This is a genomic window from Rubritalea squalenifaciens DSM 18772 (genome assembly GCF_900141815.1).
Lineage (GTDB): Bacteria > Verrucomicrobiota > Verrucomicrobiia > Verrucomicrobiales > Akkermansiaceae > Rubritalea > Rubritalea squalenifaciens.
Map to the genome: position 1 here is coordinate 692,712 of NZ_FQYR01000004.1, position 13,006 is coordinate 705,717.

Annotated in this window: 9 protein-coding genes; 5 read left to right on the forward strand and 4 right to left on the reverse strand. The window is 51.9% G+C overall.

The features are described from left to right. Window positions 1-48: 48 nt before the first annotated feature. Window positions 49-666, reverse strand: a complete 618-nt coding sequence (locus BUB27_RS13150) for a YiiX/YebB-like N1pC/P60 family cysteine hydrolase (protein ID WP_143184304.1) — start codon at window positions 664-666, stop codon at window positions 49-51. An 89-nt stretch (window positions 667-755) separates the two neighbouring features. Here BUB27_RS13150 and BUB27_RS13155 point away from each other — a divergent pair, with 89 nt between their 5' ends. Next, window positions 756-2,489 carry a hypothetical protein gene (locus tag BUB27_RS13155; RefSeq protein ID WP_143184305.1) on the forward strand — a complete coding sequence of 578 codons (1,734 nt, stop codon included), beginning with the start codon at window positions 756-758 and terminating at the stop codon, window positions 2,487-2,489. Window positions 2,490-2,607: 118 nt separating this feature from the next. Beyond that, window positions 2,608-3,342 carry an endonuclease/exonuclease/phosphatase family protein gene (locus BUB27_RS13160; RefSeq protein ID WP_159434958.1) on the forward strand — a complete coding sequence of 245 codons (735 nt, stop codon included), beginning with the start codon at window positions 2,608-2,610 and terminating at the stop codon, window positions 3,340-3,342. Window positions 3,343-3,345: 3 nt separating this feature from the next. Here BUB27_RS13160 and glnD read toward each other — a convergent pair whose 3' ends face one another. Both glnD and purB read right to left on the reverse strand, forming a co-directional pair. Then, window positions 3,346-6,105 (reverse strand): [protein-PII] uridylyltransferase, encoded by a 2,760-nt coding sequence (gene glnD, locus BUB27_RS13165; protein ID WP_143184307.1) that lies wholly within the window; start codon window positions 6,103-6,105, stop codon window positions 3,346-3,348. Between the two features lie 23 nt (window positions 6,106-6,128). After that, a complete protein-coding gene (gene purB / locus BUB27_RS13170; RefSeq protein WP_143184308.1) occupies window positions 6,129-7,553 on the reverse strand; it encodes an adenylosuccinate lyase in 1,425 nt (474 codons plus the stop codon). Window positions 7,554-7,859: 306 nt separating this feature from the next. Here purB and BUB27_RS13175 point away from each other — a divergent pair, with 306 nt between their 5' ends. The 3 genes from BUB27_RS13175 to BUB27_RS13185 all read left to right on the forward strand — a co-directional run bounded on the left by BUB27_RS13175 (window position 7,860) and on the right by BUB27_RS13185 (window position 11,503). Further along, window positions 7,860-9,683, forward strand: a complete 1,824-nt coding sequence (locus tag BUB27_RS13175; protein ID WP_143184309.1) for a GreA/GreB family elongation factor — start codon at window positions 7,860-7,862, stop codon at window positions 9,681-9,683. Between the two features lie 101 nt (window positions 9,684-9,784). Next, window positions 9,785-11,068 carry a phosphopyruvate hydratase gene (gene eno / locus BUB27_RS13180; protein ID WP_143184310.1) on the forward strand — a complete coding sequence of 428 codons (1,284 nt, stop codon included), beginning with the start codon at window positions 9,785-9,787 and terminating at the stop codon, window positions 11,066-11,068. Window positions 11,069-11,140: 72 nt separating this feature from the next. After that, window positions 11,141-11,503, forward strand: a complete 363-nt coding sequence (locus tag BUB27_RS13185; RefSeq protein ID WP_143184311.1) for an FtsB family cell division protein — start codon at window positions 11,141-11,143, stop codon at window positions 11,501-11,503. A 15-nt stretch (window positions 11,504-11,518) separates the two neighbouring features. Here BUB27_RS13185 and rpoN read toward each other — a convergent pair whose 3' ends face one another. After that, window positions 11,519-12,913, reverse strand: a complete 1,395-nt coding sequence (rpoN, locus tag BUB27_RS13190) for an RNA polymerase factor sigma-54 (protein ID WP_143184312.1) — start codon at window positions 12,911-12,913, stop codon at window positions 11,519-11,521. Window positions 12,914-13,006 lie beyond the last annotated feature (93 nt).

The following is a 13,006-nucleotide window of genomic DNA, read 5'->3' on the forward strand; positions in this document are numbered from 1 at the left end:
TACTTTATGGGTGTCAGTTATAAAGCAAAGCGTTTTGTAGAATGGCTTCTAGCCCTTCTTGGAAGGTCTGTCGACGATCTCTAGCAGAGGTGACTCGGCGATGTCAGATGGAGCGACTACTTTTTCGCTGAGTGGGAGGCGGTTGACGGAGCCGTAGCGCTGTTTGATGAGGGCTTGGACTTTTGGGTGACTGAGGTCGTAGTCACGGATCGTCTTGGGTTTACAGAGCTCGACGTTGGCACAGCTTTGAAAGACCTTCCAGACGAGTTCGGAGCAATAGAGGTGGTTGTCTGACCACAGGAATTGAGCGTCGTATTGCTTGCCAACTTGCTCTTTGGCCCAGAGGTGGGCTTTGCTGATGCTGCTTTGTGTCAGTGGAGAAGGGTCTTTCAGACGCATGACCTGATAGTTGCCTCGGTGGCTGCGCTTGAGGAAGTCCTTGAGGGCGGTCACGCGTACTGGCTGGACAGCTTCAAGGACCATGGGGGTACCTTGGTGGATGAATACGACACCAGTGTGGGTCCAATTGGACTTTGTGGCGAGTTTGACGACCTCCGCTTGCTGACCAGCTGTTTCCTGCAGGATAATGTCACCGTCTCTCCATTCGGCGATGGATGTGAGTGTGCTGAGGAACAGGGATATGAATAAAATGATCCAGTTTTTCATAGGGTGATTGAAGGCTAGGTGTCAGACTCGTCAGCTATGATAACTTGGTGTGAGCGTTTTGTCATGAATCTATTTGTTCTAATATGCCTATGAGTAATTCGGGAGATGAAATGGATTGGGTGATTGTGGATGGCATCGGGCCGTTTTTCCGCGGCTATGAGAAAAGGCGTATCAACTGGTCAAAAATTCCACTCGCAGAATTACCAGTCAAAGGGAAAAAAGCCGAGGCCTTCTGGCAGGGGGTGCGCAAGGATATGGCTGAGTTTGTGGAACGTGTGAAGCGTGATGGCTATAATACCGTGACACTGGATGATGTGGCTCATGTGACTCCTCACGAAGCTCATGAGGAGAAGCTGGCAAAGCGAATTGATCGATTGAGGGAAGAGATGAAAGAGTTGGTAGCAATTATCAAAGCGGCTGGACTCAGAGTCCTGATGACGACCGATGTATTACCAATGACCGGGAAAATGAGCTCGGAGTTTGGTAATGATCGGAAACAAATGATGCTCTATTTTGAGCAGCTGCTGGAGAGTTTCTTGGATGATTTCTCCGAGGTGGATGGCGTGATTTTGCGCCTAGGTGAAGGGGATGGCAAGGATGTGAAGGGGGAGTTGCATAATGAACTCTATGTACGGACTGCACGCGAGGCGAATGAAATGCTGAAATTGTTAGTAGGGGCATTCGAGAGCAGAGGCAAGGTGTTGATTTGCCGGACATGGACTGTCGGTGCTTACCCGATAGGGGATCTGATCTGGCACCGTAAGCGCGTCGACGAACTGCTGAAGGGAGTGGAGAGTGATGCTTTCTTGCTGTCTCTGAAATATGGGGAGAGTGATTTCTTCCGCTACCTCCCACTCAACCGGGCATTCTTCAGGACAGAGGTGAAGACGATCATCGAGTTTCAGGCGAGAAGAGAATATGAAGGAGCTGGGGAGTATCCCAGTTTCATTGGGTTTGATGCTGAAGCTTATGCGGAGGAATTAAGAGATCAGGAGAACCTGGTTGGGGTAAGTGTCTGGGTGCAGACGGGGGGGTGGCATGCTTTTCGCCGCCTCAGTTATCTGGGAGAGGGATCTCCATGGGTGGAGCTCAATAGCCGGGTCTTGCTGGGTATTTTTAATGAAGGATTGAGTCTGAAAGAGGCGATTGCTCTGGCAGTGGGTCACAGTAGGGCCGCCACTGCAGAGCGCTTTCTGAGGCTTGCGGATGAAGCGGTGAAGAAGGCGCTTTATGTGGAGGAGTATGCCCGGCAGAAATGGTTCTTTCGCCGTGTGAGAATCCCGCCATTGATTCACGTTTATTGGGACTGCGTATTTCTCTATCACCCGGTCAAGAAGCTGCTAGCGCATTTTGTGAAAGGGAAGAATGAGGCAGTTCAAGATGGCTACCAAGCCCTAGAGAACTTCCCAGAGATGATAGAGTTGGCTGAGAAGTTAGGCTGGAGCACAGCGGATGTAGAGTTCATGAGGGACAGCTTCGGAATGTTCGTCAAAGCTAGGGAATACTATTTCGGAACGTACACCGAGGAAATGAAGCGCGAGTTACTGGAAGCGAAGGCTGCCTACAAAGCCAAGTATCCACGAAGTGTGCGCCACCGCTATCGTATCAAGACGGACTTCAGTCAGTTCGGTGTGAGTAAACAGAAGATCGCGGTTGCCCGCAGGATGTTTGTCAGGAACAAGCGAGGATACCGCCTGATTGATCACATTGTGACTCTCCAGCTGTTAGGGGTGATTTATCGGCTGTTCAACAAACGTTACCAAAGACACTTGCCCAAGTTTGTTCGGAAAAGTGCGATGGGGGTAGATGCTCTGTTTAAGTAAGAACGGAATCTATTGACCGATTTCTCTGAGTCTCTAAGTTTGGCTTCAGTGTTATCAGCCTATGTGTCGTCTAGTCTTATCTCTGATAGTTTTGGTTCTACTACCCAGTTGCCAAACTTTGCCTCAACCAGAATTTTCTCCCAAGCAGGATTCTGTCAAGGTGGTGACCTACAATGTAAACGTTAGTGGATCTGGGGCAGAAGAGGTCGCTAAGTATTTGCGAAAAGAAGACGCCGATATTGTGTATCTCCAAGAGACCCATGATCAGTGGGAGGAGTACTTGTGTCGCCACCTCGGAAAGCTGTATACCCATGCGTACTTTCATTCCTCCAGAGGTGCTGGCGGCATTGCCTTTCTTTCCAAGTACCCACTAAAGAAGCTTAAGGTGATCGAGCCGGAGCGTGGTTGGTTTCCAGCCTTGGCGGCGTCGGTTGATACAGAGATTGGCGAGTTGCAATTGCTGAATGTACATCTCAGACCACCATTGAGTGATGAAGCCTCCGTGACGGTATCTGCCTACTATCAGAGTCCTGAGATTCACCAGGCTGAGCTGGCTGGCTTTCTAAAGCATATGGATGGCGATAAACCTTTGATCGTGTCAGGGGATTTCAATGAGAACACAACCAAGGCGGGAGTGCAGTATCTATTGGAACGGGGGTTCCGGGATGCTTTGTCTGGCTTCGATACGAAGTCCGAGACTTGGCGCTGGAAGGTGTCGCCAGGAATAGCGATCTCCAATCGCTATGATCATGTGATCTACAGCAAAGCCTTACATTGTACCGGAGCGAAAGTGACTCACCTTGGGGCCAGTGATCATGAGCCGGTTACGGCGGTTTTGATCAAGGCCGAGTGATCTTTAATCCCGGTTGTCAAAACCTACCAGAGCCTGAATGGTCGTTTCCAGTTCTCTGAGTTTTTCTGGATCGGTCACCTTGGTGCCGTCTAGGTTAGAGACGTAGATCGTGTCCATGGCTGCTCCCTTTTCGGTGCAGATACGAGCGTGAACAGTTGCTAGACCACACTTGCCGATGTGCAGGAATAGGTCGTGCAGTAGGCCGATGCGATCCAAAGCCTGGATTTCGATGGCTGTGTATTTGGATGAGAGGTGCTGGTTAACGAAAGCCCTGACAGGGAAGGGTAGGGCTCCTTCATTCTTGTCCTTACGCAGGAAGTTCCTCTTTCTCTTGAGGTAAAGCGATGAGTCGTAGTCCTCCTGCTGCATGAGCTGGTCGAACACTTCCTTGACCTTCTTCTTGGTCTTGGAATCGGTGACGGGCTTGTGGTCGACGGTGCAGACGTGGAAGATATCACACACGATGTTATCGGTGCGGGTATAGACGTCTGCAGCAATGATGTTGATTTCATTGGCTGCGAGAGCGCAGGAAACTTTCTCAATCAGGTAACTCTTGTTCCAGGTGGTGACGATGAGCTCGGTGTAGGCTCGGTCCTCTCGGCTGATCCAGCGTAGGTCAGTCTGGATCCTTTCCGGATTATCCTCGTGCCTACGTAAAAAGCGGCGCACAGCACGGATGTGGATGGCGAGGTTTTGCGAGTTACGATAGCGGAAGTAATTTCTCGGCATCCGCTCGAAATGGTGTTCGAGCTGCTCATGGTACTTCTCTTTCAGGAGTGAGCGGGTCTCGTCCTTGAGTGCAGAGATCTCCTCAGTCAGGACAGCCTGATACTTTTCCTTACCTTTCTCCATGAAGGAGAGAGTGGAGTGATAGAGCTGTAGCATGAGGGACTCTTTCCATGGCGACCAAGCCTCTTCATTGGTGCCGTTAGAGTCAGCGTAGGTGAAAAGAAGAAGCGTAGACAGACGTTCCTTGTCTCTCATGATGGAAGCGAATTCCTCAATCACCGCTGGATCGTCCAGATTTCGATTCGTAGCGAAGCGCCAGAAGGTGAGATGGTGGTCGACCAGGAAGCTGATAAGGGAGCGGCGAGACCCTTTGATGTTGAGTCTTGTACAGACTCGATCCGCAAGTATAGCGGAACCGTCGATGTGCTCGCGCACGTTTTCGGCCCGGCCTGTATCGTGGAGGATGAGGGCGATGTAGAGGGCGTAGGGATCCGGGGCATCTGTGAGGAGGCGGCGGTAAATTTCCCGTTCAGGACGTTCGTCCTCGATCAAGGCGTCCAGCTGATCGATGCAGCGCAGCGTGTGTTCGTCTGCAGTGTAGCGATGGAAGAACTCATGCTGCACCAGACAGTCGAGTGCTCCGAACTCGGGCATGAAGCGGCCGAGGAATCCGACGCGGTGCATGCGGCGCAGTACGGAGGCGACTTGGCCTTTACGCTCAAGCATGGCGCGGAAGGTTTCGCGGTTCTGCTTGTTGGCGCGGAACTCTTTATCAATCAGCTTCCAATTGGCTTTCACCAGCTTGCGCATCTGCGGACTGAGCTTGATGTTCTTCAGCTGGGTGTGCTGGAACATGAGCATCAGCATGTGAGGGTTGTCCTCGAAGATGTCTTGGTTTTTTGGGTAAATGAACCCCTTACGGCTGATGAAGCAGTCAAACTCCTCACGTTTGGCTTTAGGTTTAGGTAGAAAACGAAGCCAGCCGCCCTTGTTCTCATTTTCATCCAGTTCTAACTGAAAGATTTCCATCAGAGAGGTGGTGTGATTGTAGATGTTGCGCGTGTGGCGGTAGTAGTCGCGCATGAAGGATTCACAACGGCGGAGAATGGATTTTTCCGGATACTGGAAATTGGTGGCGACAACCCCTTGCAGTTGCAGGGTGAGGATGTCCGTTGATTTTCCAGTATGGTAATGCAACTCGTTGCGCACGCGGTGAAGAAAGTCGTAACCTTCCTGAAGCTCCTTGTAGGCGCGTTTGGTGAGAATGCGCTCGCGAACTAATGCTTCGAGCTCGCTGGTGCCGCGTTCGGCTTGGGATACCCAGAGGATGTTGTGGTAGTCACGGAGTCCACCACAGCTCTCCTTCACGTGCGGTTCCTGGAGGAAAACAGTATGTGAATACTTGCGGTGTCTGGAATTGATATCCTGACGTCTAAGCTCGAAAAAGTCCTCAGGGTTCTTTTGGATACAATCACGCTGAAACCTACGCTTGAAGTCTTCATAAAGGACATCATCTCCAGCAAGCAGGCGAGTGTCCATGAGTGCCGTTTTGGACTGTTGCTCTGAACGAGCTTCAGTCAGGCACTCATTGATTGAGCGGGACGCGTGCCCCACCTTGATTCCGGAATCCCAGAGGAGGTATAGGATTTCCTGAATGAACGCTTTGGCGCACGCATTGAGCTTGTGTGAAGGGATGGATAGCAGGAACAGGAGGTCGATGTCCGATCCCGGATTGAGTTGGCCGCGGCCATATCCGCCTACGGCATTCAGGGCGATGCCTGGAAGCTTGCCTGTACAGCGGTTGCTAGCAGCGGTGAAAGCGCTCTCTAGCACCACATCAATCATGGTGGAACGAGCGCCGGCGACTTCAAGACCGCCGGCGCCTTCTACGTGCTTAGCCCTGATGAGCTCGTCTGTCTCACTGATGAACTCCTTTGCAGCCGCGGCGCGTTCAGCTTGCGGTACATCAGACATGAGGACGGGGAGAAGTTCAGCTTCCGCCTTCTCCCGGATCTTCGTGAGGAGTTCTTGCATCTAACGAGTTAGAGAGGAAGAGGTTAGAGAATGGAGCCTGGCTCGTAGCTTGCCGCATCAGGATGCGCCGAAGTGTGTGCTGCTACGGTCTTGCTGAATGCTTTGACTTGCTCGTAGGCGGAGCCTGCATTCTTACGGCCTTCGTCCAAGAGTAGTTCAAGTTGCTCGAAGCTGAGTGGAATACGGTCGTCTTCAGCCAAGCGGGTAAGAAGATCGTTCTCCTTGATAGAGCCGGCGCGAAGATCATTCACGGTGGCGACGGCATTTTCCTTGATAGCTTTGTGAGCTGCCTCACGGCCTACGCCGGCCTTTACTGCTTCCATCATGATGGTGGTAGTCATCAGGAATGGCAGGTAGTGATTGTTCTCGGCTTCGATTACCGCAGGGTAGGCATCCATCTGATTGAGGATGGTGAGGAATGTTTCGAACATGCCGTCACAAGCGTAGAAGGCATCTGGAAGCATCACTCGGCGAACCACGGAACAGGAAACATCGCCCTCATTCCATTGGTCACCGGCGAGGCCTGTGGCCATGGTGAGGTAGCCAGTGAGGATGGTTTGGAAACCATTCACGCGTTCGCAGGAACGTGAGTTCATCTTGTGCGGCATGGCACTAGAGCCGGTCTGGCCTTTGGCGAATCCTTCACTGGCGGTCTCGTGTCCAGCCATCAAGCGAAGTGTGGTGGAGAATGAGGAAGGGCCTGATGCAAGGTCTGTGAGAATAGAGACTGTGCGGAGATCCAGTGAGCGAGGGTAGACTTGGCCTACATTGTCGAAAACTTCCGGGATGCCGAGGTGGGCGCAGATCTTGGCTTCCAAGTCAGCTACCTTGGCAGCATCTCCATCGAAGAGGGAGATCTGGTCCATCTGGGTGCCGACAGCTCCTTTGAGGCCGCGTACGGTGTAAGTGGCAATCAGGTGGTTGAGGGCTGAGAGGCCGCCGAGGAGCTCTTCACCAAACATGGCGATCCTCTTACCGAAAGTCGTAGGCTGGGCTGCCACGTTGTGAGTGCGTGCTGTAATAACGAGGTCATGCCACTGCTCTGCACGCTGGCTCATCTTGGCGAGGGAGGCGATAGTTTTGTCACGCTGAATAAGAAGGGAACGGTAGACCTGAAGCTGCTCCACGTTCTCAGTGAGGTCACGTGAAGTCATGCCCTTGTGAATGTGCTGGTGACCAGCAAGGTCGCAGAATTCCTCAATGCGAGCTTTGACGTCGTGGCGAGTGACTCGCTCACGCTCCATGATCGCGGTGAGGTTGACCTGGTCCTTGACAGATTCGTAGGCATCGATGGCCTCCTGTGGGATGTCTAGTCCCAGCTCTTTCTGGGCCTTCATGACGGCTATCCAGAATTCACGTTCCAGAACGATGCGGCCTTCTGCAGACCAGATATCACGGATGGCTTTGGAGGCGTAGCGCTCGGCTAGGACGTTTGGAATAGCTGACATGCGCTGATTAGTAGATTGAGAGGGGGAAGATTCAACACCAAATCTTGTCCATTCACTACAGAAGGTGTGTTGTCCTGTGGATTGCTTTGGGTGGGTAAACTAATTTGTCGGCTTGCAGGTCTGCTAGAAGCTTGAGGAAGCTTAATCTATGTCGCTGAGGAATAGTCTGATTTGAGTTTTGGTCTGGCCTGGTGTGTCAGGGGTTATGTTAGGGGGATGCCTATATGATGGGGTTTTTGCTGGTCTAGAGGTAGATTTTTGTGGTATATAGTTGCCTTTTGTATCTGAAGGTCGCAGTCTTGGCCCATGCACCCTGAGGTAGCAAAACTCGTAGAAGCTGGCCGGATTTCTGAGGAAGTCGGAACTCGTTTGTCTGAAATCGCCCCAGGCAAATTCTGTCTGCACAAGAACTGGGGTGCAGGTAAGGTGAAAGACTGGGATCTTCGCAGCGGCAAGATCGTGATCGATTTTGAAACCAATGAAGATCAGGAAATGGCCCTGCAGTTTGCGATCCAAAAGACCGAGTACCTGGAGGAAGATGACTTCCGTGCACAGAAGCTTGAGTCCATGGGCGAGCTCCGCAGACTAGCTGATCAGGATCCGGTGGAACTCGTGAAGCGTACGCTCCAGAGTCAGGGTGGTAGCATGAAGCTGGACCAGCTCGAGCGTGAGTTGATGGGTTCCGTGATTCCTGAGAAAGACTATAAGAAGTGGTGGGAAAGTGCCAAGAAGGCTCTCCGTGCCAGCCGTGTTGCTGTTGTGCCTACCAAGCGTACTGAGCCACTCGTTCTCAGGGATGAGAATCTCAGCCCGGCAGAGTCCTTGGTTATGGACTTTGAAAATGCTCGTGACTTCAAGGCCAAGGCCAGAGCTCTTGAGGCCATCATCAAAGATTTCAAATACTTCAAGGGGGATGCGGATGCTCAGAGCCGTATCAACAAGAACATCGATGAAGCGGTACGTAAGGGCATGAAGATGCACCTGGGTCAGTCACTCGATCTCTTGGTAGGACGTGACGAGCTTATGGAGCTCTCTGAAGTCATGGACTTGGATGCCTCCGCGATTCGTATCTCCGACATCATCGCTACGGAAGGCACTCGTGTGGGTGAAGAACTTGGTTCTCTCCCAGCAGCACGTCAGCGCATGGTCTTCGAGGCTTATCCAGCTGCGTTCGGTGACAGCTGGGTGGAAGAGCTGCTGAACATTTTTGATAATGTAGGACCACGTGGTCTTGCTGAAATCGCCAAACTTCTTATCGAGAAAGGTGAGAGCGAGAAGCTGTTCGCTTTCCTTAGAAAGCACATTGTTGGCCGGACTCTTGGTGCGGACTCCTTGCTTTGGGTTTGCCGTGAGCGTGAAAAATCCTCCGAGCCTGTATTCGACTTCGAGGTTGGCAATGCGATTCTCAGTCTCCTGGAGCGTGACTCCATGGATGACGGTCCTCGCAAGAGCAGCCGCCTGCAGTCCTACGTCATGGAAGACCGCGGTCTGATCGGTGACCTTCTCAAGAGTGCTGACAACAACGAGACTCGTAACTTTGCCCGTAAGCTTCACCAGAGCCAGATCTTTGCTGAGCTCGATCGCAAGTCTCTGATGGCTCGTGTGATCAAGGCCAAGCCTGAAACTCAGGACCTCGTGACTGGTGAAGGCTCCGAGAAGAAGGAAGAAGGCGTGGTTTCCTCATGGGACAGCATTGAAAAGCGTAAGGCTGACTTGGCGGACCTGAAGAACAACCAGATTCCTCAGAACCGTGAAGATATCAAGATCGCTCGTTCCTACGGAGACCTTCGTGAGAACGCTGAGTACCACATGGCAAAAGATCACCAGAAGGTGCTGATGCGTCGCCAGTCCGAAATGGAGAGAGCACTGGACACCGTCCAGGGTACAGATTTCTCCAATGTCGATACCAGCGAAGTCAACATCGGTACTATCGCTCATCTTGAAGATGAAAAAGGTAACAAGATTACCATCACTATTCTTGGGGCGTGGGACTCCATCCCAGAGGAGAACGTCATCTCCTACCTCTCAGAAATGGGCAATAGCCTGCTAGGTCTGAAAGTTGGCGATACTGTCGATATTAAATCACAGACTATGACGGTAAAAGAAGTAGAAGCTTATAACAAAGGCTGATACTTCACCCGCAACACCACGAGGCGCGCTCACCATGGTGCGCCTCTTTCAGTTTACCCGAGAGGGGCTGACTCTAAACAACCACACGAAATATAAAGTATATGGAATTCACAGCAATTGAGCAAATCAAGGGTCGCGAGATCATCGATTCCCGCGGTAACCCTACTGTAGAAGTAGATGTTATCCTCGCTGATGGCAGCTTCGGCCGTGCAGCAGTACCAAGTGGTGCTTCCACTGGTGAGCATGAAGCTTGCGAGCTTCGCGACGGCGACAAGGACCGCTACCTCGGTAAAGGTGTTCTCACCGCTGTTCAAAACGTGAACGACAAGATCGCTCCTGAGCTTATCGGCATGGACGCGACTGATCAGGCAGCTATCGACCGTACCATGATCGAGCTCGACGGTACCAAGAACAAGAAGAACCTTGGAGCAAACGCCATCCTTGGTGTTTCCCTCGCAGTAGCTCGTGCCGCTGCCGCTTCATCCGGTCTTCCTCTTTACAAGTACCTCGGTGGCCCTAACGCCAAGGTTCTCCCTGTGCCAATGATGAACATCATCAACGGTGGTTCTCACTCTGATGCGCCTATCGCATTCCAGGAGTTCATGATCCGTCCAGTGGGTGCTCCTTCATTCAGTGAAGCAGTACGTATGGGTGCTGAGGTTTTCCATAGCCTCAAGAAAGTTCTTCACGACCGCGGTCTCAGCACTGCTGTGGGTGACGAAGGTGGTTTCGCTCCGACCTTCGAAGGTACTATCGACGCCCTCGACACAGTTTCCCTTGCTGTTGAAAAGGCAGGTTATGTAGTTGGTAAGGACATCACATTCGCTCTCGACTGTGCTGCTTCCGAGTTCTTCGTGGACGGCGTTTACGACTACTCCAAGTTTGAAGGTGAAGGTGGCCAGAAGCTCAGCTCTGAAGAGCAGGCAGCATTCCTTGCTTCCCTCGTTGAGAAATACCCGATCGATTCTATCGAAGACGGTTGCGACGAGAACGACTGGGATGGCTGGAAGGCTCTCACAGACAAGATCGGTGACAAGGTTCAGCTCGTGGGTGACGACCTCTTCGTAACTAACGTTGAGTTTCTCCAGAAGGGGATCGACCTCGGCGTTGCTAACTCCATCCTCATCAAAGTGAACCAGATCGGTACACTCACTGAGACTCTCGACGCTATCGAGCTTGGTAAGATCAACGGCTACAACTCCGTTATCTCCCACCGTTCCGGCGAAACAGAGGACAGCACCATCGCTCACATCGCTGTGGCAACTAACGCTGGCCAGATCAAGACTGGTTCCATGAGCCGCTCCGACAGGATCGCCAAGTACAACCAGTTGCTTCGTATCGAAGAAGCTCTCGGAGATAACGCAGTATTTGCTGGTAATCTCTAAGTCAATTTGTTAAAGCAATCTTAAGCACCTGCCGTTGGGGTGACCCAACGGCAGTTTTTTATTCAAGACAAGATGCCGCCACGCAAAGCTACTCCCCGACGTCGCCGCACGACTTCCTCCATAGGAGGTCGGAAGATGCGTGCCCGTACGGAGAAGATGCGTAAGCTGAATCAGTTTACCTTTTGCCTGTTTATTGCGGCAGTTTGCGCCGGTGTCATTGTTAGTAGACTCCCTCATTTTAAAGACCTTGAGAAGATGGAGATGGAGCTAGCCGAAGTGAAGAGTCACGAGGCTGACGTGCTTTCCAGAAAGGATCAGCATGAGAGGGAATACCGTGCTCTAGAGCAGGATCCACACTTTCTAGAGATCAAGGCGCGTGACAGGCTCGACCTGTATAAGCCGGGAGAAGTGATCTTCCGTTTTCAGCGGGACTAAGTCTCTGTATGCAGCTTAGAATTGCTTCCTCAGATGGCTGGGGAGGATATTCAGCTGGTCGCGGTATTTGGCGATGGTGCGTCTGGCTACCTTGAGTCCTTTCTCTTTGAGCATTTTTTCAAGAGCTGAATCAGAGAGGGGTTTCTTAGGGTTTTCGTTGGCGATCATTTCCTGGATCGTGTCTCTCACACCGGTGTTAGAGACTTGTTGACCGTCTTTGGTCTCGTAGCCGCTGGTGAAGAAGGTCCTGAGTTCCACAAGTCCGTGCGGAGTCAGCACGTACTTGCCAGCCACCGCGCGGGAAATAGTCGCTGAGTGTACACCGATGACATCCGCCACTTCATTCATGGTGAGAGGCTTGAGGGAGCGGGGGCCTTTGGCGAAATAGTCAGATTGACGCTTGATCAGCTCGTTGGCTAGCTTGAGTAGAGTGTCCTGCCGTTGAGAGATGGAGCGGATGATTACCTTGCCATCACGGATCTGGTCGCGCAGGTATTGCCGGGCCTTGCTGTCGTGTGTGCTCGCCATCAGGTCTTTGTAAGCGTTGCTGATGGCGACATCGGGAATGTTGTCGTTGGTTAGATTGGCCTCCCATTCACCGTCAGCATTTTTTCTGATGATGACATCCGGGGTGATGTAGGGATTGGAAGTCGGGTCAAACTCAGCACCAGGATCTGGTGTTAGGGTGGCTATCGTTTCCGCTGCTTGAGTAATGGAGCTAGTGCTTACGCCAAGCTTGCGCGCGATTTCTGGATAGCGCTTTCGCGCCAGATCGTTAAGAAAGTCCTGTACGATCCTTGTTTCCAAGGTGCCGTGGTAACCTCGCTTATGAAGCTGGATGAGCAGGGACTCTGCTAGATCAGAGGCTCCCACACCTGCCGGGTCGAAATTCTGGATAACAGCCAGAGCTTTTTCCAAGTCCTGCAGTGGGAGGGCAGAGCTAATGGCCATGTTTTCAAGTGTCGTGCTCAGAAAGCCTCGGTCATCGATGTTGCCGATAATTTCTCTGCCGGCTGTCTTGATCTTTTCAGGGTTGATTGAGTGCTCTAACTGGGAAAGTAAGTGCTGCTGCAGAGTCTCTGGTGCGACGATTGAATTGTAGTAATGATCTCGTCGTTCCTGATCGTCTTGCGAGGTGCTGGTAGTTCTGCGCTCCATGATCTGGAGTTCGCGAAAGTCATCATCCAGCTCGGAAAGGGTCTCCATATCATACTCGGCGTCAGGAGTGAGATCTTCCGGAAGCTCTTCGTCATGCTGCGTGACTTCGAGAACAGGGTTTACCGCAATCGCTTGTTGCAGAATTTGGCCAAGTTCCAGGGAGTTTGCCTGCAGGATCTCCAAGCTCTGCCGCATTTGCGGTGAGAGAACCTGACTCTGAGATAGGTTTTGCTGGAAATCGATGCCTGCCATGGATGAAAGAGTGAACTGAGAGCTTGTCGCTGCTCGTTACTTTGGTAGGCTAACCCAGATCCTGTAAGACTGCTAGCAGATATTGTGCCATGA

Excerpts from the sequence above, each read along its gene's own strand:
- BUB27_RS13150 (WP_143184304.1), bottom strand. The coding sequence starts at position 666 with ATGAAAAACTGGATCATTTTATTCATATCCCTGTTCCTCAGCACACTC.
- eno (WP_143184310.1), top strand. The coding sequence starts at position 9,785 with ATGGAATTCACAGCAATTGAGCAAATCAAGGGTCGCGAGATCATCGAT.
- BUB27_RS13175 (WP_143184309.1), top strand. The coding sequence starts at position 7,860 with ATGCACCCTGAGGTAGCAAAACTCGTAGAAGCTGGCCGGATTTCTGAG.
- purB (WP_143184308.1), bottom strand. The coding sequence starts at position 7,553 with ATGTCAGCTATTCCAAACGTCCTAGCCGAGCGCTACGCCTCCAAAGCC.
- rpoN (WP_143184312.1), bottom strand. The coding sequence starts at position 12,913 with ATGGCAGGCATCGATTTCCAGCAAAACCTATCTCAGAGTCAGGTTCTC.
- BUB27_RS13185 (WP_143184311.1), top strand. The coding sequence starts at position 11,141 with ATGCCGCCACGCAAAGCTACTCCCCGACGTCGCCGCACGACTTCCTCC.
- glnD (WP_143184307.1), bottom strand. The coding sequence starts at position 6,105 with ATGCAAGAACTCCTCACGAAGATCCGGGAGAAGGCGGAAGCTGAACTT.
- BUB27_RS13155 (WP_143184305.1), top strand. The coding sequence starts at position 756 with ATGAGTAATTCGGGAGATGAAATGGATTGGGTGATTGTGGATGGCATC.